The organism is Castellaniella sp. (assembly GCF_049651205.1).
Classification (GTDB): domain Bacteria; phylum Pseudomonadota; class Gammaproteobacteria; order Burkholderiales; family Burkholderiaceae_B; genus Castellaniella.
Genome location: NZ_JBASBR010000007.1, coordinates 174682 through 198340, shown reverse-complemented (window position 1 = coordinate 198340; position 23659 = coordinate 174682). Strand labels below are relative to the sequence as shown.

The following is a 23659-nucleotide window of genomic DNA, read 5'->3' as shown; positions in this document are numbered from 1 at the left end:
TTCAATATTCAGGAGCCTTACATGAAACTGCAACCCATTGTTCGCAAGCTGGCTAGTGTTGCTGCCGTTGTGGGCGCCTTGGCTGCTACGCAGGCAACGGCGCAATCAGTGGCCGTCACCTCGATTGTTGAGCATCCTGCCCTGGATTCGGTCAAGGATGGTGTCAAGGAAGCCCTGGAAAATGCCGGTTACACCGAAGCCAAGGGCCTGAAATGGCAGTTTCAAACGGCCCAAGGTAATACCGCTATTGCCGCCCAGATCGCACGCAAGTATATTGGCGACAAACCGGATGTCATCGTGGCTATTGCCACGCCGTCTGCCCAGGCAGTTGTTGCGGCTACTAAAACAATCCCGGTTGTGTATTCCGCAGTCACCGATCCCGTTGCTGCGCAGCTGGTTCCTGGCTGGGGCCCATCTGGTACCAACGTTACCGGGGTATCTGATGCCTTGTCTCTCGATAAACAAATCGAGCTCATCAAAAAGGTTGTGCCTGATGCCAAAAACGTGGGCATGGTCTACAACCCCGGCGAGGCCAATTCGGTGGTCGTGGTCAAGCAGCTTCGTGAGCTCCTGCCCAAGGCTGGCATGACTCTCGTCGAAGCTACGGCAGCCCGTACGGTGGATGTCGGCGCTGCCGCGCGTAGTCTGGTGGGTAAAGTCGATGTCATTTATACCAATACCGACAACAACGTGGTGTCTGCCTACGAGGCCCTGGTCAAGGTGGGTAATTCTGCCAAGATCCCGCTGGTGGCATCGGATACCGACAGCGTCAAGCGAGGCGCCATTGCCGCGCTGGGGGTCAACTACCACGATCTCGGCATCCAGACGGGCGCCCTGGTTGTGCGCATTCTCAAGGGTGAGAAACCCGGTAGCATTGCCTCTGAAACCAGCTCAAAACTGCAGCTTTTTGTTAATCCAGAGGCCGCCAAAAAGCAAGGCGTAACCTTGTCTGATGCCTTGATAAAATCTGCGGCAGAAGTCATTAAATAACCTTACCTGCACGGATGCGGTACGTCTTCTGTACCGTATCCAAACACCCGTCTGTCAGGACAGGTGTTGCCTTACTCACCCTGGCCGTTAGCGCCTCAGGGGGGTGGATTTTCCTGAGAGTTCCATGTCCATTTATTCCATGTGGGGTGCATTTGAAATCGGGCTGATTTTTGGCCTGGTTGCTTTGGGCGTCCTGATTTCCTTCCGCGTCCTGAATTTTCCCGATCTCACTGTGGATGGTAGCTTTCCGCTGGGTGGCGCCACTGCGGCCATCCTGATTCACAATGGCATGGATCCCTTCCTGGCTACCTTGATTGCCACTTTGGCGGCCGGGTTTGCGGGCATGATTACCGGCTGGCTTAATGTCAGCCTCAAGATCATGGATTTGCTGGCCAGCATTCTGATGATGATTGCTTTGTATTCCATCAACCTGCGCGTTATGGATGCACCCAATGTGCCACTGATTACCGACCCCACCGTTTTCACAGTGTTGCAGCCGGCGGGTCTGGATGATTTTGTTGCCCGGCCGCTCATCTTGCTGGTGCTGGTAGTGGTGGTCAAATTGGCACTTGATTGGTTTTTTGCCACTCAGGTCGGTTTGGCCATGCGCTCCACGGGCTCCAACCCCCGGATGGCTCGCGCCCAAGGTATCCACACTGGCCGAATGATTTTGCTGGGGATGGCCATCTCCAATGCTCTATGTGGTCTGGCGGGCGCCTTGTTTGCACAATCCCAGGGCGGGGCGGATATCTCCATGGGCATCGGTACTATCGTTATTGGCCTGGCAGCAGTCATCATTGGCGAGTCCATTTTGCCCACGCGCCGCCTGATGGTGGCGACGCTGGCGGTGGTCATTGGTGCGGTGCTGTACCGTTTCTTTATTGCGTTGGCCCTGAATGCCGACTTCGTTGGCCTGAAGGCGCAAGACCTGAATCTGGTCACGGCAGTGCTGGTAACGGTTGCCTTGGTGATTCCTCTGGTCAAGCAGCGTTTCTCCAAGAAGAGGGCTTGAACCATGTTAAGTGCACAAAACCTCCAGCTCACGTTTAACCCGGGCACGCCCATCGAGACCCAGGCGCTTCGAGGAATGTCCCTGGAAATCCCCGCAGGCCAGTTTGTCACGGTTATCGGTTCCAATGGCGCCGGGAAATCTACCTTTCTCAATGCAATTTCTGGCGAGCAAACTGTAGACAGCGGCGTCATCCTCATCGAGAACGAAGACGTTACGCGCCAGCCAGTCTGGGATCGAGCCCGCAAGGTGGCCCGGGTGTTCCAGGATCCCATGGCGGGCACCTGCGAGAACCTGACCATCGAAGAAAATATGTCGCTTGCCTTGGGGCGTGGGCAGTTTCGCAGCTTGCGTCGAGCAGTGCGTGAAGAAATGCGCGTCTTGTTTCGCGAACGCCTCGTGATGCTCGGTCTGGGCCTCGAAAATCGCCTCACCGACCGCATCGGCCTGTTGTCGGGTGGTCAGCGTCAGGCGGTCAGTCTGCTGATGGCGGCCCTTCGGCCGTCTCAAATTCTATTGCTCGATGAGCACACGGCTGCACTGGATCCCCGTACGGCGCAATTTGTACTTGATCTCACTGCCCGAATCGTGGCCGAACACGGCCTGACCACCATGATGGTGACCCACAGCATGCGGCAGGCACTTGATGTTGGTGATCGCACTGTGATGCTGCATCAGGGACGCGTGGTTCTGGATGTTTCGGGCGATACCCGACGCGGGCTAGAGGTTACCGATCTGCTGGCAATGTTCGAGCGTGTCCGGGGTGAAGAAATCGCGGATGACACGTTGTTGCTGGGTTAGACGCCCAGCTGTCACAACACCATCGTTGTTTCCATTTTATACTTGGCGGTTGCGGCATTTGTCCGGAAGATATTTTCAGATTAAAACAAACTGGCTGTGCAGCTGTGGTTCGCTGCTCAGACAATCAATTCAATTTTGTCTCACCTGGAGTTCTCTTATGGGTTTTGTGCAACCGCACGTCAGCCGTGTCATGCGGCCTTTGACGCTGGTCTTGTTGCTGTCTCTGGCTGCCTGCGGCGACAAACCCCAGGAGCAGGCGAAAGGCATGCAAGTACCGGTCAGCGTGGTACAGATTGCGCCTCGAGCCGTGTCGGTGACCACTGAGCTCCCTGGTCGTGTACAGGCCATCGAAGATGCCGAAATCCGTGCCAGGGTTACCGGTATTGTCAAATCCATTGATTTTGAACAGGGGGGGCTGGTTAAAGAAGGCCAGTTATTGTTTACCATTGATCCGGCTCCTTATCGGGCTGCCCGGGATCAGGCTGCTGCCCAGCTTAAAAATGCACAAGCGGCCGCCACTACTGCCAGGCTTCAGGCCAAGCGCTTTGGCGCCCTGATCAAGCAACACGCGGTTAGCCAGCAGGATTACGATAACGCCACCGCGCAATCGCGTCAGGCAGATGCTTCTGTGGCAGCTGCCAAAGCGGCGCTTGAGTCTGCAGAAATCAATTTGGGTTACACCCAGGTTACCTCGCCAATCAGTGGCCAAATCGGTAAATCCATGGTAACTGTCGGCGCCTTGGTCAGTGCTTCTTCTGCCACCCAGCTGGCTACCGTGCAGCGGCTTAACGAGGTCTACGTTGATATCAGCCAGCCGGTGGCACAGATCTCCCTGCTGCGTCGCCAAATTGCCGATGACATTATTCAGCCGGATGCGCAGGGCGATGCGCAGGCAACTGTGCTCCTCGAAGACGGTACTCAGTATCGCCATCCCGGCAAACTGCTGTTTTCGGGAGTCTCCGTCGACCCCGGTACCGGCCAGGTCAATTTGCGTGCTCAGTTCCCCAACCCTGAACAAATTCTTTTGCCTGGCTTGTATGTCCGGGTGCAGGTGGCCCAAGGCATGGATAAAGAGGCGCTGGTGGTTCCCGAGCAAGCCATTCAGCACACTGCTGATGGCAACAGCACCATTGTGCTGGTCAAGGACGGCAAGGCTGCGTTTGTACCCGTGCATATTGGGCCACGCGTAGAACAGGGCTATATTCTTTACGGCGGCGTGCAGGCGGGAGATCAAGTGGTGGTAGAGGGTTTCCAGAAAATCCGGCCCGGCGCGCCGGTGCAAGCCATGCCCTGGAAGCAAGGGGGTGCCAAGGGGGCCCCTGGCGCAGGGAAACCTGCCGCGTCAGCACAAGAGCCTAAAGCAGGGCAGCAGCCCGCTTCTGGTGCTTCTGATCAGGCGAAAGCAGGCTAAGCGTCTGCTGTCTCGTCCCGCCCCTGGTTTTCTAGCGAGCTCTCATGCCACAGTTTTTCATTGATCGACCAATTTTTGCCTGGGTGGTGGCTTTGGCCATCGCCTTGGCGGGGCTACTGGCCATCCCCAATATGGCGGTGTCCCAGTACCCAGAGGTAGCGCCACCCACGATTAATATCAGTGCAACTTACCCTGGCGCATCAGCCACCGATGTTTCCAGTTCTGTGGCCAGCGTGATCGAAAATGAGCTCAATGGTGCCCAGGGCTTGCTGTATTACGAGTCCGTCAGTGACTCCTATGGCCAGGCACAAATTACGGTTACTTTTGCCCCGGGTACTGATCCCGACATGGCCCAGGTCGACGTGCAAAACCGCCTGTCCAATGTCACGGCAAAACTGCCGGCAGCCGTTGTACAGCAAGGTTTGAAGGTTGATCAGTCCAATTCGGGCTTTCTGATGGTGGTGACGGTGTCTTCCAAGGATGGTTCCATGGATCAGACCGCCCTGGCCGATTACATCACCCGTAATGTGCAAAACCCGATGTCCCGCATCAAAGGCGTGGGCAAGTTCCAGCTGTTTGCCTCGGGCAAGGCCATGCGTGTCTGGGTTGACCCGCAGAAACTGGTGGGCTATGGCCTGAGCATGTCGCAGGTTAACGATGCGATCGCGCGCCAAAATGTCCTGATTTCTGGTGGTACCCTGGGGTCGCCTCCCAATCCCGACAACCAGCGGGTGGCGGCGCCCCTGGTCGTCAATGGCCAGCTGATGACCCCCGATGAGTTCGGCAACATTATCCTGCGAGCGAATCCTGACGGCTCCAGTGTGCGCATCCGTGATGTCGCCCGCGTCGAGCTTGGCTCGGACAATTACCAGTTTGGGGCGCGTCTCAATGGCAAGCCGACAGCTGCGTTTGCACTTTCTCTTACACCGACAGCCAATGCGCTCGAGACAGCCAAGCTGGCCAAGGCGAAAATGGAAGAGCTGGCAAAGTTCTTCCCGGATAACATTACCTACGCAATTCCGTACGACACCTCGCCCTATGTAGACTTGTCCATCGAACAAGTAGTGCATACGTTGTTTGAAGCCATGCTTCTGGTGTTTGTCGTGATGTTCATCTTTCTCCAGAACATCCGTTACACGCTGATTCCCGCGCTGGTGGTGCCAGTGGCGATTCTCGGCGCGTTTGCCGTCATGCTGGCGCTGGGCTTCTCCATCAATGTGCTGACGATGTTTGCCATGGTGCTGGCCATCGGGATATTGGTGGACGATGCCATTGTGGTCGTCGAGAACGTCGAGCGGATCATGGCTGAGGAAGGTCTGTCTCCACGAGAAGCCACCAAAAAGGCCATGCCACAGATCAGCGGCGCCATCGTAGGTATCACACTGGTGCTCACCACCGTGTTCCTGCCTCTGGCATTTATGTCTGGGTCAGTGGGGGTCATCTACCGTCAATTTTCGGTGGCAATGGCCGTGTCCATTCTGTTTTCGGCCTTTCTCGCCCTCAGCTTCACACCGGCCTTGTGTGCCACCATTCTCAAACCCGTTGCCAAGGGACACCACGAAACCAAGGGCGGGTTCTTTGGCTGGTTCAACCGATTCTTTGATCGCAGCACGCAGGGATATGCGCGGTGGGTGGGTCGCAGCCTGAAACGTTCGGCTCGTCTGATGATTGTGTTTGCGGTACTGGTGATTGCGTTGGTCTGGATGTATACGCGCTTGCCCACGTCGTTTTTGCCCGAAGAAGACCAGGGCTACGTGATTGCCAATATCGAGCTCCCCTCGGGATCAACCTCCAATCGCACGATTGACGTCATCAAGCAGGTTGAGCAGTACTTCATGAACCTCCCTCAGGTGGCCAACGTGATTGCCGTCCAGGGCTTCAGCTTCAACGGTAATGGCCTGAACGCCGCAATTGCCTTTGTTCCGCTCAAAGACTTCTCTGAGCGTAAGGGTCCGGGAGATTCTGCGCAGGCGATTTCGGGTACTGCCATGGGGAAACTGCTGTTTGGTTTGCCTGATTCCATGGTGATTTCCATCACACCTCCGGCCATCTCGTCGCTGGGCAATGCCTCCGGCTTTGATTTACGCCTCGAGGATCGCAGCGGCGTGGGCAATAATGCCTTGCAGGCTGCTGCTCAGCAGTTGTTGCAGGCTGCCAGCCAGAGCCCGATCCTTACCGGTACCCGAATCACGGGTCTGGGAGCAGGGCCTCAGCTGAAGGTTCAGATTGATCGGGCCAAGGCAGCCGCTCTGGGGGTGGATTTCTCCGAGGTGGCGAGCCTGATCTCCACTGCGATCGGTTCTTCTTACGTGGGCAAGTTTACCAACCAGGGTTGGGTGCAAAATGTCTGGGTACAGGGCGATCAATCCTCACGTATGGACCCCGACGATATCCTGCAGCTGAATGCCCGTAATGCGGCTGGCGACATGGTGCCCTTGTCTTCGTTTGTGTCGCTCGAGTGGACGCAAGGGCCTGTTCAGGTCGTACGGTATAACGGTTACGAGGCCGTTCGCATTGGCGGTTCCGCGGCGCCCGGATACTCTACCGGCCAGGCCATGGCCGAGATGGAGCGGCTGGTTGCCGAGCTGCCTGGCGGCCTGGGCTACGAGTGGACAGGCCTTTCCTACCAGGAAATTCAAGCAGGCAGTCAATCCACGATTTTGATGGGCTTGGCGGTGCTGGTGGTGTTCATGGTGCTGGCGGCACTCTACGAAAGCTGGGCAATTCCGCTGTCGGTGATGTTGGCAGTTCCACTGGGGATGTTGGGCGCCGTATTGCTCAGCAGCCTGATGGGCAAGTCCAATGACGTGTATTTCATGGTGGGGATGGTCACCGTGATCGGCCTGTCAGCCAAGAATGCAATTTTGATTGTGGAATTTGCCAAAGACTTGTACGCCAGTGGTGCAGGTCTGGCCGACGCGGCTATCGAAGCTGCCCGCCTGCGGTTTCGGCCAATCTTGATGACTTCGTTCGCCTTTATCCTTGGGGTAGTACCGCTGGTAATAGCCGACGGTGCCGGAGCCGCCAGCCAGAATGCAGTGGGTCTGGGGGTGCTGGGCGGCATGCTGGCAGCGACACCGCTGGCGGTTATTTTCGTGCCAACCTTTTTCGTGGTGATTCTGAAATTGTTCAAAACCAAACCCAAACTGCTGGGGCATCAGGCACCGCATATTCCCGCGGTCGATGACAATAGTGGAGAGCACGCATGAGTATCCAGATGCGTTACGGGCGCCTGGCTACCCTGACTACCTTAAGCCTGGCATTGAGTGCTTGCTCTCTGGCACCTGATTATCAGCGGCCCGGTGCCCCCGTACCCGATCAGTTTCCCGTGGTTGGGCAAGCACAGGCAGCGGGGCAGGCAAGCACGCTCCCCGAATGGCATGACGTCTTTCACGATCCGCGCTTGCAGGCACTGATTGGCCTTGCTTTGCACAATAATCGAGACCTGCGTATCGCCATTGAGCGCGTCGAAGAAGCGCGTGCCCAATACGGGGTCGTGCAAAGTGATCGTTTGCCAACTATCGGTGCGATGGGCTCCGAGCAGGCTACCCGGTTGCCGGCCGATATGCGCCAGGCAGACGGCTCTTCGGTTAATCGCAGTTTCATCGCCGGCGTGGGCATGACCGCCTTCGAACTCGATTTCTTTGGCCGTGTGCGCAACCTCAGCCAAGCCGCCTATCAGCAGTATTTGTCTACCGAAGAAGCACGTCGGACTGTACAGTTGGGGCTGGTGGCACAGACGGCTGAGGCCTATTTCAATCTGCGCTCGGCCCAGGCCATGCATGCCTTGACGGAGAAAACCCTGACTGCACGCCGGGGGACGCTCGATCTGGTGCAGGCCCGCTTTGATGCTGGAGTAGCTTCCGATCTCGATCTTGCCCAGGCCAAGGCGCAACTGGATACCGCACGCGCCGATCTGGTTGCCACAGAGCGAGCCATTTCGCAGTCGGGTAATGTCTTGCAGCTTATTCTCGGGATGCCGGTGCCGGACGACTTGCCTGCACCACAAGCGTTTGGCCGCGACCAGCTTCTGGCCTCTATTCCTGCTGGCCTGCCTTCTCAGTTGCTTGAGCGCCGCCCGGATATTCTGGCGGCCGAACACGGCCTGAAAGCAGCTAACGCACAAATCGGAGCCGCCCGTGCTGCGTTCTTCCCACATATCTCCCTCACAGGGCTGCTGGGATTTGCCAGCCCCCAGTTGGGTGGTCTGTTTGGCGGCAGCCAGCGCTACTGGCAGTTTTCGCCGCAAATCCAGATACCGCTGTTTGCCGGGGGCGTGAAGGGCAATCTTGATCTGGCCAAGGCGCGCAAAAATATTGCCGTGGCAACCTACGAGAAAGCCATACAAACCGCGTTTCGTGAAGTTGCAGATGGCCTGGCTGGCGAGGCTACCTACAGCCGCCAGCTCGATGCCGTGCGTGATACAGAAGCTTCCGCACTGAAAGCCCTGAAATTGGCCCAGCTGCGCTACGAAACCGGGGTTGACAGCTTCCTGCAGGTGCAAACCGCGCAGGTTAATCTGTATGGGGTACAACAGCAGTTCATTCAGGTGGGTACTGCTGCGTTGACCAATCGGGTGGAACTCTACAAATCACTTGGTGGTGGCTGGTCTGCCGCTGATGTGCCTGCCGGAGAGAGCTGATGGAACTTGGGGTCAATATCGATCATGTTGCCACATTGCGGCAACAGCGCCTTACTCAATACCCAGACCCCCTGCAGGCGGCTTTGCGGGCAGAAGACGCGGGGGCTGATCTCATCACCCTGCATCTGCGCGAAGATCGCCGCCATATTCAGGATGCGGATGTCAAGGCGATCCGCCCGGCGTTGCGTACACGCATGAATCTCGAATGTGCAATCACGCCAGAGATGCTGGCGATTGCCTGCCAGATCCAGCCTCAGGATGTGTGCCTGGTGCCGGAGAACCGCCGCGAGCTCACCACCGAGGGCGGGCTTGATGTTTCGGGCAAATTTCACGAAGTGCAAGCCGCTGTGGCGCGTTTGCAGGATGTCGGCATCAGGGTGTCGCTGTTTATTGATCCTGAGGCAAGTCAAATCGAAGCAGCTGTGCGCGCAGGTGCGTCGATCATCGAGCTGCATACGGGGGCTTTTGCCGACGCAGTCGACAATGCGCAGCGAGCACAGCAACTCGCACGCCTTAAAGCGGCGATTGCAATCGGTGTGGGAGAGGGCTTGCGCGTCAATGCGGGGCATGGGCTGCATTACGGCAATGTTCAGATGATTGCTGCGCTCCCGGGCATTACCGAACTCAATATTGGCCATGCCATTGTGGCGCAAGCGGTATTCGATGGTTGGGAGCCGGCCATCCGGCGCATGAAAGCCCTGATGGTGCAGGCTGCCAGCAGTCATCTAGCCTGATTTTTTCCTCTTACGGCCTTATTTGTCTGTTTGTTTTTCCGGAGATTCCATGTCTTTGATGCTCGACACGCTTTTGAGCCGCCGATCGATCAAATTTGTTCAGGCACCGGGCCCGGATGCTGCACAACTGGATCAGATCATGCAGGCGGCCATGCGTGCGCCCGACCATGGGGCTGTCCGGCCCTGGCGTTTTTCGCTGGTGCAGGGGCCCGATGTGGCTGCCATTGTGGATGTGGCCGAGCAGGCTGCTCAGGCCGACGGACAACCTTTGCCAGAGGCCAAGGTGGCCACGGCCAGAAAATGGCTTGGCAGCGTACCTTTGCTGATTTTGGTGGCTTGCCGGCCCGATCCCAACGGGCGCATCCGGCCAGAAGAAAGCCGGCTGTCAGTGGCCTGCGCGGTGATGAATATCCTGAACGCAGCGCACGCGCTTGGTTTTCATGGATATTGGAGCACAGGCCTGGGCACCTATCTCGATAATATGGGCGAAGCCTTTGGGTTTGATGCGCTGGACGAGACCTTCATGGGATACCTGGCGATTGGCACGCCTGTGAATGCGCCGCCGCAACCCGAGCGACCCGACTGGCATTCACTGGTGTCGCAATGGAGTGCATCGCAAGGCCGGCACTCGGTGGCCAACCAAGAGGCCACTTAAGCCCTTGATTGCATGTCCTGGCTTTGCAAGCCATCCAAGATGGGGCAGTCGGGGCGCTCGTCTCCATGACAGTGCTGGGCCAGGGTTTTCAGACTGTTTGCCATGCGTTGCAAGATGGCCGCTTTGTTTTCCAGTGCTTGGATATGATCCATGGCCAGCTTTTTTACCTCGCTGCTCGCGCGATCGTGATTGCGCCATAGCTCGGTAAGTTCTGCCACTTGCTTTACCGAAAACCCCAGCTCCCGTGCGCTGCGGATGAAGTGTAGGGCGTGCAGGTCGGATTCTGCATATTGGCGATAGCCGGCAAGTGTCCGGGTATGTGGCGTAAAAAGCCCCTGATCTTCGTAATAACGGATCATCTTGGGTGTCAGCCCGGTCTGTTTTGCGGCCTCACCAATATTCAGCAAATGCGCGGGCTTGTTCAGGCGAGGTCTGCCTGGGGGCGCAGCAAGTGTAATGTGATCAGGATCGGGCATCTGAAACCTCCAGGGTTTGCCATTTTAGGCGCAGGGCGTTAGTAACGACAAAGACGCTGGACAAGGCCATTGCGCCGGCGCCCAGCATGGGCGAGAGCTGCAGGCCTGTCCAGGGATATAGTGCACCCGCAGCCACAGGGATGAGTGCCACGTTGTAGGCAAAGGCCCAGAACAGGTTTTGCTTGATGTTGCGCAAGGTAAGGCGCGACAGGCGCACTGCACGTGCCACAGATCCCAGGTCTTCGTTCATCAGGACGACGTCGGCGGATTCGATGGCGACGTCTGTCCCTTGGCCAATGGCGATCCCGACATCTGCTGTCGCCAGGGCGGGGGCGTCGTTGATGCCGTCACCCACAAAGGCCAGTGCACCCGTCTCTTGTTGCAAGTGGCGCAAGATCTCTGCCTTGTGTTCGGGCAGGGTTTGCGCGTGCACGATATCGATCCCCAGTGTTTTGGCAACCGCTAGTGCCGTCGAGCGATGATCGCCAGTGATCAAGGCGGTTTTCAGACCCAGCCCGTGCAACTGCCGGATGGCCGCAGCGGCACTGGGCCGGATCGTATCGGCAACGGCCAAAATCCCCGCCAGATGGCCATCACAGGCAGCGAGAAAAACGGTTTTTCCTTGTGATGCCAGCGCTTCCACCTGTGTTTGCACTGAGTCGGACACGGCGATATCCCGGCCCTGCATCAAGGCGATATTACCTAGCAGCCACGTGCCGGAACTCAGGCGACCCTGTACACCGGCGCCCGTCAATGTAGCGAACTCGCTGACCTTGTCCAGTGTCAGGTGGTCGTGCTCGGCAGCTTCCGTGATTGCCTTGCCGATGGGGTGTTCGGACGCACTCTGTATTGAGGCGACCGCCTGCAGCAGACGGGTGTCGTCCCAGGCACCCAGCGGCTTGATATCGCTCAGTGCAGGCCGCCCCTGGGTAAGTGTGCCGGTTTTATCAAAAGCCACTACCCGTGCATTGCGCAAGCGCTGGAGGGCGTCACCTTGACGAAACACAATCCCCTGGCCGGCTGCCCGGCCTGTTGCGACCATGATTGAAATCGGCGTGGCCAGCCCCATCGCGCAGGGGCAGGCGATAATCAGCACAGCCACTCCCGCGATCAATGCGTGCGCCAGTTGTGGTGTGGGCCCCCACGTCAGCCAGGCTAAAAACGCCAGCACAGCCAGCAGCATCACTGCTGGCACAAACCATCCGGTTACCCGATCCACCATCCGCTGAATCGGCAATTTCGAGCCTTGCGCCTGTTCGACCATCCGGATGATGTGTGCCAGGACAGTGTTCGCACCCACCTGCGTGGCCTGAAACTCCAGGCTGCCGCGTGTATTGATCGTCCCGCCAATCAGCGGATCGCCGCTGCGGCGTGTCACGGGCATGGGCTCACCCGTGATCATTGACTCATCCACCCAGGACTCACCCTCTGTGACCAGGCCATCTACAGGGATTTTCTCGCCAGGTCGTACACGGATGTGATCACCCACAGACAGTTGGTCGATGGGATGCTCTGACCAGTGCCCGTCGCGCAGAACCCATGCTGTTCGGGGCTGAAGATTAAGCAGCTGTCGGATCGCCGATCCGGCACGGCCTCTGGCTCTGGCTTCAAGCCAGCGGCCCAGCAAGATCAGTGTGGTGACGACTGCTGCGGCTTCGAAGTACAGGTGCCTTGAGGCCTCAGGGAAGATGGCTGGCGCAAACGTAACCAGCGTGGAATATAGCCAGGCGCTGCCGGCGCCCAGCGCCACCAGCGTATTCATGTCGGGGCCCAGATGCCACAATGCCTTGAAGCCTCGGCTGAAAAATTGCCGGCCAGGGCCGGCCAGCACGGCAGTGGCTAAGATAAACTGGCCAATTGCCAGCGTCTGCCCCGAGACCGCATTTTGCACAAAGTGGTGCACAGCAGGGATCAGGTGTCCGCCCATTTCAACCAAAAATACAGGCAGTGTCAGCACCAGTGCTATCCAGAAGCGCAGGCCTGCGGCGTGGTATTCCTCTTCTGCCGGAACATTACGGTTGCGGGTTTCGGGAGTCCGGACAGTGGCTCCGTAACCTCGTTTTTTGACGGCAGCCAGCAGCGCCTCGGGGGCTGCCCCCTCGGGTGTCAGGGTGACGTGAGCACTGCGGGTCGCCAGATTGACACTGGCTTGGGCTACCCCGGGTACTTTGCTCAGGGCGGTTTCTACCCGGCGGACACAGGATGCACAGGTCATCCCCTCAACATCGAGATCAAGGGTTTTTGAGAGGGCATTCATTACCAACTCCAGTTATTTACCATGATTGTAGGATCAGGCTTGCCCTAAGGGTAAGGTCAATCGCGGGATTCTATGGCCTGGCAGGCTTGAGCCTGCCACAGCGTCAAGGTTTAAGATAGAGCATTCGTCACAGGAGTCCCCCATGAAAACAGAATTGATCGTCTCTGACATGACCTGCAATCATTGCGTGCAGACCATTACCCAGGCAGTGCAGGCGATTGCGCCGGATGCCAAGGTGCAGGCCGACTTGCCGGCACATCGCGTCACGGTAGAATCCGCCAACGCTCAGGGCGAAGCGGTGTTGGCTGCCGTTCTTGATGCCGATTACGATGCCCGGCTGGCCTAAAGAAAAGGGGGCTTCATGACCCAGATAATCAAGTGTGATGTTGCTATCGTAGGTGCCGGTTCGGCCGGCTTGCCTGCTTACCGTGAGGTTGTCAAAGCCGGGCTCAAACCATTGCTGATTGAAGCAGGCCCGCACGGCACCATGTGTGCCCGGGTGGGTTGCATGCCGTCAAAGCTGCTGATTGCCGCCGCCGAGGCTGCTGCATCAGTCAGACATGCACCGGGTTTTGGCATTCAGGCCGCCCCGCCTGTCATTGATGGCGAGGCTGTTATGGCACGGGTTCGTCGCGAAAGAGACAGGTTTGCGGGCTTTGTGGTTGAAGATGTTCAGGCTATGCCACCTGAGCACCGGTTGGACGCCCGGGTCGAGTTTGTGCGGGATGGGGTGCTGAAAAGCGACCAAGGGCACGAGATTCATGCCACACGTATCGTGCTGGCCACAGGTACCCAGCCGGTGATCCCCAAGATCTATCAGCCCTTGGGCAAGCTTGCCATCGTCAACGACGACGTCTTCGACTGGCAAACCCTGCCAAGCAGTGTGCTGCTGGTGGGTTCAGGCGTCATTGGGGTCGAGCTTGGTCTGGCTTTGGCCCGATTGGGGGTGCGGGTACGCGTCCTTAATCGCTCAAAAAGTTTTGCACATCTGGCGGATGCTGCTGTGCGGCAGACAGCGCTGGATATCCTTGGCCCCGAGCTCAATCTGGTTCAGGAGGCCCAGGTAAGTTCTGTTCGCAAAGAAGGCGCGCAGGCCGTGGTGGGCTGGGCAGTCAATGGTGGCCCCGAGGTTCAAGAGTCTTTCGATTATGTCCTGCTGACTGCCGGCCGGGCACCGGCACTGGCCGGCCTTCACCTCGAGCGCACCGGCCTGAAGCTCAACGAGCGTGGGGCGCCCGTGATCAACCTGGATACTTTGCAGGCTTCGGGTCAGCCGGTGTTTTTGGCTGGTGACGTCACCGGCCGTCACGCCATCCAGCACGAGGCGTCTGATGATGGTCGTCTGGCGGGGCGCAATGCTGCCATGTGGCCCAATGTTCAGGCAGGCTCGCGGCGGGCGCCCATGGCAGTGGTGTTCAGCAATCCCCAGATCATTCAGGTAGGGGGCGGTTTCTCTCAGTTTGACCCAGACACGATGGCGATTGGTGCTGTCGATTGGTCACGCCAGGGGCGTTCACGCGTGATGTTGCGCAATCAGGGTTTGTTGCACGTGTATATGCGTCGATCCGACCAACGTTTCATGGGGGCCGAAATGGTTGGCCCAGATGCAGAACATGTGGCACATTTGCTGGCCTGGGCGTTGCAGATGCAGTTGTCTGTTCCGCAGATGTTGATGCTGCCGTTTTATCACCCCACCATCGAAGAAGGGGTGCGTACAGCCTTGCGGGATGCCATCAAGGGCGCTGCTTAACCAGAGTGTTGTCTGGCCAGCCAACGGGTGGCCAGCCTTACTTGAGCATGGGCCGAATCGCAGCCAGAAGGTCTTCCTGCGATTCGCTGTCTGAGGCCAGCCAGCTTGCGTGCCCCGTTTGATCAAAGGCGTAGATCCCGCGGCTGTGGGACACCTCGTAGGGGGCGTCTGGGTGTGCCGGATCGGGGGCTGCAATCTGGTAGGCAACACGATATCGCCGTGCCAGGCTGGCAATCGCCTTTTCGTTGCCGGTCAGGCCGATGGCATGGCGGTCAAATTGATCGACATACGCCTGCAGCATGTCGGGTGTGTCCCGATGGGGGTCTACGCTCACAAATAGGATCCGCACCTGATCGGCTCCGGGGCCCAAGGCCTCGGTTACCTGGGCCAATTGCGCCATGGTTGTGGGGCAGATGTCAGGACAGCTGGCATAGCCAAAAAACATCAGCACCACCTTGCCTTCAAAATCCTTTTGCGTCAGCGTCACGCCCCCTGCACCCTGCAAGCTGAATTGGAGATCGGGCAGAAATCCCCTCACGGGGTGTACAGCCGCTAGCACCAGGCCGGTGCCCGCCAGCCACAATAGCAGCCCAGCGCTCAGGCGGCGCAGCGTATTCAGGAGGGGGGGCATCATGGGCATCTTTCAGGCCTCGATCAGCCCGCTGTGGCGCAGCAAGGCCTCTATAGAGGGGTCACGGCCGCGAAACGCCCGAAATGACTCCGCCGCCGGCCGTGATCCGCCCACGGCAATGACTTCATCCAGATAGCGCCGGCAGGTGTCGGGATGAAAGACATTGCGTGTCCCATCCTCGAGTATTTGCGCGTGCTCTTCGAAGGCTCCAAAGGCATCCGAGGACAGAACTTCCGCCCATTTGTAGCTGTAGTAACCGGCCCCGTAGCCGCCGGCAAACAAGTGCGAAAATCCGTGCGGAAACCGGTGCCAGGCGGGAGGAATCAGCAGGGCAACTTCCTGGCGTACCTGGTCGAGTGTGTCCAGCACTGCACTGATGGAAAGGCCGTGGTCATGCGTATGGATTAGGAGGTCGAAGAGTGCGAATTCGACTTGACGCAGCGTTTGCAGGCCACTTTGGAAGTTGCGGGCGGCTGTCATTTTATCAAACAGCTCGCGCGGCAGAGACTCGCCGGTGTCGACGTGTCGTGTGAGGGATTGGAGGACTCCCCATTCCCAGCAGAAATTTTCCATGAACTGCGAGGGGAGTTCGATGGCATCCCATTCAACTGCCACAAATGCAGAGGCGCCCGGGTCATCGACGCGCGAGAGCAGGGTGTGCATGGCATGACCACTTTCGTGGAACAGCGTGATGACTTCATCATGCGTCAGCAAGGCTTCGCGGCCTTCCTGGGGGGCGGAAAAATTGCATGTCAGCCACGCCAGGGGGCGATGCAGGGTTTGGCCGTGGCGCCTGCGATTGCGTTCGCTGTCCACCCAGGCGCCGCCCTGTTTGCCTGCCCGGGCGTACAAATCCATGCCCAGGCGTCCAAGCTCCTGGTCTTGATCATCCAGCACGCGGAAGATCTGGGCATCAGAATGCCAGGTGGGGGCATCGCAGGCTTGCAGGTGCACACCAAACAGCGTGTGGATGACTTCAAACAGGCCTTTCAGTACCTGGGATTCAGTGAAATATGGGCGTAGTGCTTCATCAGAGTACGCATATCGTTGCTCGCGCAGGCGTTCGGATGCGAAAGCGATGTCCCAGGGCTCCAGCGTGCCCAGCCCGAGCTCATTGGCGGCAAACTCACGGAGTTCTTGCAGATCATGTTGGGCGCTCGGACGTGCCCGGGCAGCCAACTGGTGTAGAAAATCGAGCACCTGCGCCGCACTGTCTGCCATCCGGGTTTCAAGACGCAGGGCTGCGAAGTTGGAGTAGCCCAACAAGCTGGCTTCTTCTGCGCGCAGCGCCAACAGGGATTCGATGGATTCGGAATTATCGAATGCCGTGTCGCCTTGGTCGGATGCGCGGGTGCCATATGCCCGATAGATCGTCTGGCGCAGCTCGCGATCCTGGGCGTATTGCATGACTGGCAGGTAGCAGGGCATGTGCAGCGTCAGTTTCCAGCCGCTTTCGTTGGCGGCCTGCGCCTGCTGGTGTGCCTGTGCAATCACTTGCTCGGGCAGGCCCTTGAGGCGGGACTCATCCGTAATCAGGAGCGTCCAGCCGTCAGTGGCATCCATGACGTTTTCGGAGAACTTCTGGGATACCTGAGCCTGGAGGTCGGCATTGCGGGCATAGGTGTCCCGGGCAGCGTCCTGGAGTTCGACTCCGCTGAGACGAAAGTCTCGCAAGGCAAGGTCTACGATGCGTTGTCGCGTGGCACCCAGTTGCGCATAAGCGGGGCTGTTGGCCAAGGTCTGGTATCTGTGGTAAAGCCCCTGATGCAGGCCGACCCAGGTTGAAAACTCGCTGACCAGCGGCAGGCAGCTGTTGTAAGCCGCACGCAGCTCGGGCGTATTGACCACGCTGTTCAGATGGCCGGCAATCGACCAGGCACGGTGCAGCCGTTCTGACGGGGTTTCGATTGCCTCGACGAGATTTTCCCAGTTGGGTGGCTGGGGACAACTGGCCGCAGTGTCAACTGCCGCGCGAGTGGTAGAGATCAACTCGCGGATTGCAGGCTCGATATGCTCAGGCTTGACTGCAGCATAGTCGACGTAAGCCTCGGCCGGAACGAGGAGGGGATTCTCGGCAAACGTTTGCGTTGTCATGAGCGGCACATGGGGGCTGTTGCCCCGATTTCAAGACTGTGCAGTGCGTTCGGCTGCTTCAATTGTATTGACCAGCAACATTGCGATGGTCATGGGGCCGACTCCGCCGGGAACCGGTGTAATGGCGCCGGCCACTTGAGAGGCAGACGGGAAATCGACATCGCCTGTCAACTTGCCGGAAGGCAGGCGATTGATGCCTACATCGATCACGATGGCGCCGGGTTTGACCATATCGCCCTGGACAATACCGGGCTTGCCTGTGGCAACCACCAGAATATCCGCCCGGCGGGTTTGTGCGCTGAGATCCCGGGTTTTGGAATTGCATAGGGTAACTGTAGCGCCTGCCGCCAGCAGCAGCATGGCCATGGGTTTGCCTACGATATTGCTGGCTCCCACGATGACCGCTTCCGCACCCCTGAGCGGGACATTTTCGGCCTCGAGCATTTTCATCACACCATAAGGTGTGCAGGGGAGAAACCGCGGACGACCCGTCATCAGCAAACCGGCGTTGCTGATGTGGAAACCGTCCACGTCCTTGGCAGCGCTGATGGCTTCGATCACCAGCCCGGTGTCGATGTGGCCGGGCAAAGGCAGCTGCACCAGAATGCCGTGAATGGCTGGATCCTGGTTGAGCGTGTCGATCACATCGAGAAGTTCACCCTCGGAGGTGTCTTCTCCCAGGGGGATTACTCGTGACAGCATGCCGGCTGCTTCGCAAGCAGCGGCCTTATTACGCACATACACTTGAGAGGCGGGATTTTCGCCCACCAGGACAACGGCCAGCCCGGGCTTTATGTTGTGCTGTCTAAGGGCCTGAACGCGCGTGGCAACATCTGCGCGAACGTGTGCAGCCAGTGCTTTGCCGTCGATGATGCGAGCGGTCATGAGTGGGTTTCCTCTGTGCGGGTGAGGGCGATTTTCATGAGATCAGCCACGGTGGTGACCTCAAGTTTTTCCATGATGTTGGCTCGGTGCGCTTCGACCGTTTTTATGCTGATGTTCAGGTCGCCGGCAATCTGTTTGTTGAGGCGGCCTGCCACGATGCGCTCAAGTACCTGCTGTTCGCGTGCGGTAAGACGACCCAGCACGGCCTGCTGATCGCGTTGCATCTGAGCCTCGCGGACTTTTTCGGTGGCCTGCTCGAGCATCCCGGCCACGATACGGCGCAGGTCGGCTTCGTTAAAGGGTTTTTCGAGGAAATCGACGGCACCCTTTTTCATCGTGGAAACAGCCATGGGAACATCGCCGTGGCCGGTAATGAACACGATTGGCAGCGGTGCCTTGCGCGCGATCAGCGTTTCTTGCAGCTCAAGGCCGCTCATGCCGGGCATACGCACGTCAGCAATCAGAACAGCCACTTGATCTGGGTTGTAGGCGTCAAGGAATTCTTCTGCCCCAGCGTAGCTGCGAACCGAATAGCCGTTGGCTTCGAGCAGCCAGCGTAGAGAATCCCTGACGGCCTCATCGTCGTCGACGATGTAAATGATGCTGGAGAGCTGGGGATCTGTCATGCTTGCGTTTCCTCCGTGGATTCCCGGGCTTGAAAGCCTGATGGCGCCTTGGGTAGTGTAAAGCGAAAGATGGTGCCGCCCTCAGGGTTGGGGGTGGCCCACAGACGTCCGTGGTGCGACTCGATAATGGTACGGCAGATGTTCAATCCCATGCCCAGGCCTTCAGACTTCGTGCTGTAAAAGGGCTCGAACAGGCGGTCGGGATTGCGCAGACCATGGCCGCGGTCGATGACAGCGATCTCGATCTGGGGATCCTGATCGGTGATATTGACATGCAAGCTGTGATATTCACTGTGCTCCATAGCTTCAACCCCATTTTTTAACAGATTCAGCAGTACCTGTTCGATCAGGATTGGATCGGCAAGTACTTCCGGCATGGGGTCGGGGAGGCTTTGAATGATATCGATCTGCCGTTTACGAGCGTCGATATCGGCGAAGCTGACTGCATTTTCGACAATCCTGGACAAGCCCACCGCTTGACGGCGGGGTTCGCTACGCTTCACAAACTCGCGGATACGGCTGATGATCTTGCCTGCGCGCTCGGCTTGCTGCGAGGCTTTTTCGAGAGCCTGTAGCAAGGATTCGGTGGGGGCCTTGCCGGATTTCACCATCGCCACGGCAGCCATGTTGTAGTTGCTGATGGCGGTCAGGGGTTGATTGAGTTCGTGCGCCAGCGATGAAGCCATCTCGCCCATGGTGGTCAGACGGCTGGTGAGTTGTGCTTTCTCTTGTTGCACCCGAGAGGCTTCTTCGTGTTTACGCCGTTCGGTAATGTCCCGGGCCACCTGCAGCCGCACCCGTCGCGAATCCGTCCAGGCCAGCATCCGGTGGTGCACTTCAAACCAGCGCTCGGCCGTGGGCGAGAAAAGTTCCATGGTGTCGTCGGTAAACCGGCCCAGCCGCCCGCCCAGCAACTGGGCGTGGCCGGTAGTTTGCGCACCAAAGAGGCGCCGGTAGGTGCGGTTGGCAAATAGAAGCTCCAGCCCTTCGGGGGTGTCGGCCACCACAGAGATGGCATCGTCCAGGCCTTCAAGCACGGTCATGAACCGCTCGTGGGCGGCAGTCAGTGCCTCACGAATCCGCTTGGGTTCGGTGATATCGGTCATGGAGGTCATCCAGCCGATTTGTTCGCCTTTTGGATCGCGCAGTGGCGAGACGTACATGCGGGCGGTAAACCGGGAGCCGTCGCGTCGCTGGGCTTCGATCTCCAGCCCACTGCTGGGTGTGCGCCCCGAAAGCAGTTGCGCGAGCGTCTCGCGATGGTGATCGTGTCGTCCTGGTAGCCAATAAGGAAATGGGGCGGTCCGGCCGACGAGATCGGCTTCGTTCCAGCCGATCATGCGGCAGAACGCTGGATTGACGTAAGCAATACGGCCCTGCATGTCGAAGACCCGCATTCCGGTGGACATGGAGTTTTCCATGGCGCGTCGAAAGCCGGTTTCAGCTATCAAGGCGGCTTCGGCCTGGGTGCGAAAGCGTGTGTAGCGCCACAAGGCCAGTAAGCTGAACACAATCACCAGCGACAGGGCGAACACCACCATCATCAGACGCTGCTGGCGAGCCTCTTGGTCGATGGTGACAAACATGACGCTGTCGCTCTGGAGCCGTTGCAGCCACAGGAAAGCACCCATGACGCACAGGTAAAGTACCAGTACGATCGCTGGGGTCAACCAATAGAGACGGCGGCTGTTGCGCGCATGCTCGTAAAAGTTGGTTGGAATGAGTGACTTGCGGTGAGGGTGAGCCATGGCCTTGGAGGTCGGATGATTGCGCCATTTTAGACGCGAAAACACTATTCAATATTTCACATAATAAAAATTAAAACCACGAGGTGAAATTTTACTTGTGCTCAAGCCAGGTCTTTCCTAGAATGGGTGTAGCTGCCGGCACCTCGATGTTTTTATCCTCGGGCCCTCATGTCCGGCTCAAAACAGGCAGACGCGATATATGGTCGCGTCCTTATCATCCCAGGAGACACGCACAATGTCCTCTCTTGAACAAGCAAGCGCCCAGGTGGCAGATCCTGATCAACAAGAAACTCAAGAATGGCTCGATTCACTCGAAGCCGTCCTCGATCGCGAGGGGGCCGAACGCGCCCATTTCCTGATCGAAAGCTTGATCGATCTGGCGCGCCGCTCAGGAGCCCACATCCCATTTTCGCCCAATACGGCATACGTCAATACGATTCCGCCGGGGCTCGAACCTCCGCATCCGGGCAATATGGTGCTTGAAGAACGCATCCGCTCGTATATCCGCTGGAACGCGATGGCGATGGTCGTCAAGGCCAACAAGCACGAGCCGGCCGATGGCGGCAGCCTGGGCGGGCACATTGCGTCGTTCGCTTCACTGGCTACCATGATTGAGTGCGGCCAAAACCACTTCTGGCATGCAGAGTCTCCCGAGCACGGTGGCGACCTCATCTATTTTCAGGGCCACTCCTCGCCCGGCATGTACTCGCGTGCCTTCCTCGAAGGCCGCCTGACAGAAGAGAACCTCGACTGGTTCCGTCAGGAAGTGGGCGGCAAGGGCAAGGGGCTTTCGTCCTACCCGCACCCCAAACTCATGCCTGGCTTCTGGCAGTTTTCCACGGTGTCCATGGGTCTTGGCCCCATGATGGCCATCTATCAGGCACGGTTCCTCAAATATTTGCATGCCCGTGGTCTCGCCGACACGGCCCAGCGTAAAGTCTGGGTGTTTGTTGGCGATGGCGAGATCGATGAGCCCGAAACCCTGGCAGCCATTGGCCTGGCTTCGCGCGAGAAACTCGATAACCTTATCTTCGTGGTCAACTGCAACCTGCAGCGCCTGGATGGCCCAGTGCGCGGCAATGGCAAAATCATTCAAGAGCTCGAAGGCGCGTTCCGTGGCAATGGCTGGAATGTCCTTAAGCTGATCTGGGGTGGTTACTGGGATCCTCTTTTTGCGCGTGATAAAGAAGGCATTTTGCGTCGCATCATGGAAGAAACCGTTGATGGCGAGTATCAGGCTTATAAAGCCAATGATGGCAAGTTTGTCCGTGAAAGATTCTTTGGCAAGCACCCTAAGCTGCTCGAGATGGTCAGCCGCATGAGCGACGAAGATGTTTGGCGCCTGAACCGCGGCGGTCATGATCCCCACAAGGTTTATGCTGCTTTTGCAGCGGCTGCCGGCCACAAAGGACAACCGTCCGTCATTTTGGCCAAAACCATCAAGGGTTATGGCATGGGGCATGTGGGTCAGGCCAAAAACCCCACGCACCAACAAAAGAAACTCGACATTGATTCCGTGCGCGAGTTCCGCGACCGCTTCAATATTCCTATCCCCGATGACCAAGTCGAACAGATTCCGTACTTCAAGCCGGCCGAAGACTCGCCCGAAATGAAGTACCTGCACGAACATCGCAAGGCCTTGGGCGGGTATCTGCCTCATCGTCGCCAGAAGGCCGATCAATCTTTACCGGTGCCGCCGCTCGAAGCCTTCAAGGCTGTGCTTGAACCCACCGCCGAAGGCCGCGAAATCTCCACGACGCAAGCGTTTGTGCGCGTGCTCAACCAAATTTTGCGCGACAAAGAGCTGGCCCCACGGGTTGTACCCATCCTGGTCGACGAGTCACGCACTTTTGGTATGGAAGGCCTGTTCCGTCAGATCGGTATCTATGCGCCCGAAGGCCAGAAATACGTGCCGGTCGATAAAGGCCAGGTGATGTATTACCGTGAAGCCGAAAACGGGCAATTGCTTCAAGAAGGCATCAATGAAGCCGGTGGTTTCAGCTCCTGGATTGCGGCGGCCACGTCGTACTCTGTCAGCAACACCATCATGATCCCGTTCTTTATCTATTACTCCATGTTCGGGTTCCAGCGCTTTGGCGATCATGCCTGGGCGGCGGGCGACATGCTGGCCCGGGGCTTTGTCCTGGGCGGTACGGCAGGCCGTACAACGCTTAATGGCGAAGGCCTGCAGCACGAAGACGGCCATAGCCATATCCAGGCTTCGCTCATCCCCAATTGCATCGCCTACGATCCTGCCTTTGCTCACGAAGTTGCGGTGATTATCCGCAGTGGCCTGCAGCGCATGATGCACAACCAGGAAGACGTCTTTTTCTACATTACGGTGATGAACGAAAACTACGCACAACCGGGTCTGAAAGCAGGCGACGAAGACGGTATCTTGCGTGGGATGTACAAACTCAACAGCAGCAAGAAGCCCGCCAAAACACACGTGCAGCTGATGGGCTCAGGCACCATTTTGCGTGAAGTGCTGGCTGCCCAAGAGCTGCTAGAGCAAGACTGGGGTGTCAGCTCCGATGTTTGGAGCGCTACCAGCTTCACCGAACTACGCCGGGATGGCCTGGATGTCGAGCGTCACAACCTGCTGCATCCCACCGAGCCGGCCCAGGTGCCTTATGTCACCCGGCAACTCAAAGACACGCAAGGCCCAATCATCGTTTCCACAGACTACATCAAGGCGTATGGCGACATGATCCGGCCGTTCATCCCCGATGGCCGCCACTTCAAGGTGCTGGGTACCGACGGCTTTGGCCGGTCGGATTTCCGTTCCGAGCTGCGCAAGCACTTCGAGATCGATCGTCATTTCATCGTGTTGGCCGCCCTGCGCAGCCTGGCGGATGAAGGCACGATTGATATTGCCAAGTGTGCAGAAGCCATTGCCAAATACGGGATTGATGCCGGCAAGGCCAACCCGCATCACGCCTGAGGAGGA

18 protein-coding genes are annotated in these 23659 nt (G+C 58.1%); 11 read left to right on the top strand and 7 right to left on the bottom strand.

The features are described 5' to 3' along the window. The first annotated feature begins 21 nt into the window (after positions 1 to 21). From WA928_RS04520 to WA928_RS04485, 8 genes are all read left to right on the top strand, one after another. Positions 22 to 990 carry an ABC transporter substrate-binding protein gene (locus WA928_RS04520; protein ID WP_424300133.1) on the top strand — a complete coding sequence of 323 codons (969 nt, stop codon included), beginning with the start codon at positions 22 to 24 and terminating at the stop codon, positions 988 to 990. Between the two features lie 124 nt (positions 991 to 1114). Next, a complete protein-coding gene (locus WA928_RS04515; RefSeq protein WP_424300130.1) occupies positions 1115 to 2002 on the top strand; it encodes an ABC transporter permease in 888 nt (295 codons plus the stop codon). 3 nt (positions 2003 to 2005) lie between these two features. Continuing rightward, complete coding sequence (locus WA928_RS04510) at positions 2006 to 2800, top strand: ABC transporter ATP-binding protein (protein WP_417250958.1); 795 nt, start codon at positions 2006 to 2008, stop codon at positions 2798 to 2800. Between the two features lie 157 nt (positions 2801 to 2957). Next, positions 2958 to 4211, top strand: coding sequence for an efflux RND transporter periplasmic adaptor subunit (locus WA928_RS04505; protein ID WP_424300127.1), 1254 nt, complete (start codon positions 2958 to 2960; stop codon positions 4209 to 4211). Between the two features lie 44 nt (positions 4212 to 4255). Next, a complete protein-coding gene (locus tag WA928_RS04500; protein WP_424300124.1) occupies positions 4256 to 7420 on the top strand; it encodes a multidrug efflux RND transporter permease subunit in 3165 nt (1054 codons plus the stop codon). Beyond that, complete coding sequence (locus WA928_RS04495; RefSeq protein WP_424300121.1) at positions 7417 to 8853, top strand: efflux transporter outer membrane subunit; 1437 nt, start codon at positions 7417 to 7419, stop codon at positions 8851 to 8853. The genes WA928_RS04500 and WA928_RS04495 overlap by 4 nt, the downstream gene beginning before the upstream one ends. Then, positions 8850 to 9587 carry a pyridoxine 5'-phosphate synthase gene (gene pdxJ, locus WA928_RS04490; protein WP_424301122.1) on the top strand — a complete coding sequence of 246 codons (738 nt, stop codon included), beginning with the start codon at positions 8850 to 8852 and terminating at the stop codon, positions 9585 to 9587. The genes WA928_RS04495 and pdxJ overlap by 4 nt, the downstream gene beginning before the upstream one ends. 49 nt (positions 9588 to 9636) lie before the next feature. Beyond that, the gene (locus tag WA928_RS04485) at positions 9637 to 10242 is read left to right on the top strand and encodes a nitroreductase family protein (RefSeq protein ID WP_424300118.1); all 606 of its coding nucleotides are present in this window, start codon (positions 9637 to 9639) and stop codon (positions 10240 to 10242) included. Here WA928_RS04485 and cueR read toward each other — a convergent pair. Together cueR and WA928_RS04475 are read right to left on the bottom strand one after the other, a co-directional pair. After that, positions 10239 to 10646 (bottom strand): Cu(I)-responsive transcriptional regulator, encoded by a 408-nt coding sequence (gene cueR, locus WA928_RS04480; protein ID WP_424301119.1) that lies wholly within the window; start codon positions 10644 to 10646, stop codon positions 10239 to 10241. The two genes, WA928_RS04485 and cueR, sit on opposite strands and share 4 nt — an antisense overlap. Before the next feature lie 58 nt (positions 10647 to 10704). Then, positions 10705 to 12975: a heavy metal translocating P-type ATPase gene (locus tag WA928_RS04475; protein WP_424300115.1), complete on the bottom strand. Its 2271-nt coding sequence runs from the start codon at positions 12973 to 12975 to the stop codon at positions 10705 to 10707. A 142-nt stretch (positions 12976 to 13117) separates the two neighbouring features. Between WA928_RS04475 and WA928_RS04470 the strand changes: the two genes are divergently transcribed. Together WA928_RS04470 and WA928_RS04465 are read left to right on the top strand one after the other, a co-directional pair. Continuing rightward, complete coding sequence (locus tag WA928_RS04470; protein WP_424300112.1) at positions 13118 to 13321, top strand: heavy-metal-associated domain-containing protein; 204 nt, start codon at positions 13118 to 13120, stop codon at positions 13319 to 13321. A gap of 15 nt (positions 13322 to 13336) precedes the next feature. Next, positions 13337 to 14725 (top strand): dihydrolipoyl dehydrogenase, encoded by a 1389-nt coding sequence (locus WA928_RS04465; protein WP_424300109.1) that lies wholly within the window; start codon positions 13337 to 13339, stop codon positions 14723 to 14725. A 37-nt stretch (positions 14726 to 14762) separates the two neighbouring features. On the opposite strand, the gene WA928_RS04460 is transcribed toward WA928_RS04465, so the two are convergent. The 5 genes from WA928_RS04460 to WA928_RS04440 are packed head-to-tail and all read right to left on the bottom strand — an operon-like array spanning position 14763 to position 20709. Beyond that, positions 14763 to 15359, bottom strand: coding sequence for an SCO family protein (locus WA928_RS04460; protein ID WP_424300106.1), 597 nt, complete (start codon positions 15357 to 15359; stop codon positions 14763 to 14765). Between the two features lie 9 nt (positions 15360 to 15368). Beyond that, complete coding sequence (locus tag WA928_RS04455) at positions 15369 to 17450, bottom strand: M3 family metallopeptidase (RefSeq protein ID WP_424300103.1); 2082 nt, start codon at positions 17448 to 17450, stop codon at positions 15369 to 15371. 30 nt (positions 17451 to 17480) lie between these two features. Continuing rightward, complete coding sequence (folD, locus tag WA928_RS04450) at positions 17481 to 18335, bottom strand: bifunctional methylenetetrahydrofolate dehydrogenase/methenyltetrahydrofolate cyclohydrolase FolD (protein ID WP_424300100.1); 855 nt, start codon at positions 18333 to 18335, stop codon at positions 17481 to 17483. Continuing rightward, positions 18332 to 18961 (bottom strand): response regulator transcription factor, encoded by a 630-nt coding sequence (locus WA928_RS04445; RefSeq protein ID WP_424300097.1) that lies wholly within the window; start codon positions 18959 to 18961, stop codon positions 18332 to 18334. The genes folD and WA928_RS04445 overlap by 4 nt, the downstream gene beginning before the upstream one ends. Further along, a complete protein-coding gene (locus WA928_RS04440; protein WP_424300094.1) occupies positions 18958 to 20709 on the bottom strand; it encodes a PAS domain-containing sensor histidine kinase in 1752 nt (583 codons plus the stop codon). Before WA928_RS04440 ends, WA928_RS04445 begins: the two co-directional genes overlap by 4 nt. 235 nt (positions 20710 to 20944) lie before the next feature. Between WA928_RS04440 and aceE the strand changes: the two genes are divergently transcribed. Further along, positions 20945 to 23653, top strand: a complete 2709-nt coding sequence (gene aceE / locus WA928_RS04435) for a pyruvate dehydrogenase (acetyl-transferring), homodimeric type (RefSeq protein WP_424300091.1) — start codon at positions 20945 to 20947, stop codon at positions 23651 to 23653. Positions 23654 to 23659: the final 6 nt, after the last annotated feature.

What these genes read in the sequence shown, in the direction of transcription:
- WA928_RS04445 (WP_424300097.1), bottom strand. Translation starts at nt 18,961, where the DNA reads ATGACAGATCCCCAGCTCTCCAGCATCATTTACATCGTCGACGACGAT.
- WA928_RS04440 (WP_424300094.1), bottom strand. Translation starts at nt 20,709, where the DNA reads ATGGCTCACCCTCACCGCAAGTCACTCATTCCAACCAACTTTTACGAG.
- WA928_RS04470 (WP_424300112.1), top strand. Translation starts at nt 13,118, where the DNA reads ATGAAAACAGAATTGATCGTCTCTGACATGACCTGCAATCATTGCGTG.
- WA928_RS04520 (WP_424300133.1), top strand. Translation starts at nt 22, where the DNA reads ATGAAACTGCAACCCATTGTTCGCAAGCTGGCTAGTGTTGCTGCCGTT.
- WA928_RS04515 (WP_424300130.1), top strand. Translation starts at nt 1,115, where the DNA reads ATGTCCATTTATTCCATGTGGGGTGCATTTGAAATCGGGCTGATTTTT.
- aceE (WP_424300091.1), top strand. Translation starts at nt 20,945, where the DNA reads ATGTCCTCTCTTGAACAAGCAAGCGCCCAGGTGGCAGATCCTGATCAA.
- WA928_RS04455 (WP_424300103.1), bottom strand. Translation starts at nt 17,450, where the DNA reads ATGACAACGCAAACGTTTGCCGAGAATCCCCTCCTCGTTCCGGCCGAG.
- WA928_RS04505 (WP_424300127.1), top strand. Translation starts at nt 2,958, where the DNA reads ATGGGTTTTGTGCAACCGCACGTCAGCCGTGTCATGCGGCCTTTGACG.
- WA928_RS04475 (WP_424300115.1), bottom strand. Translation starts at nt 12,975, where the DNA reads ATGAATGCCCTCTCAAAAACCCTTGATCTCGATGTTGAGGGGATGACC.
- WA928_RS04460 (WP_424300106.1), bottom strand. Translation starts at nt 15,359, where the DNA reads ATGATGCCCCCCCTCCTGAATACGCTGCGCCGCCTGAGCGCTGGGCTG.
- WA928_RS04485 (WP_424300118.1), top strand. Translation starts at nt 9,637, where the DNA reads ATGTCTTTGATGCTCGACACGCTTTTGAGCCGCCGATCGATCAAATTT.
- WA928_RS04500 (WP_424300124.1), top strand. Translation starts at nt 4,256, where the DNA reads ATGCCACAGTTTTTCATTGATCGACCAATTTTTGCCTGGGTGGTGGCT.
- WA928_RS04465 (WP_424300109.1), top strand. Translation starts at nt 13,337, where the DNA reads ATGACCCAGATAATCAAGTGTGATGTTGCTATCGTAGGTGCCGGTTCG.
- WA928_RS04495 (WP_424300121.1), top strand. Translation starts at nt 7,417, where the DNA reads ATGAGTATCCAGATGCGTTACGGGCGCCTGGCTACCCTGACTACCTTA.
- folD (WP_424300100.1), bottom strand. Translation starts at nt 18,335, where the DNA reads ATGACCGCTCGCATCATCGACGGCAAAGCACTGGCTGCACACGTTCGC.
- WA928_RS04510 (WP_417250958.1), top strand. Translation starts at nt 2,006, where the DNA reads ATGTTAAGTGCACAAAACCTCCAGCTCACGTTTAACCCGGGCACGCCC.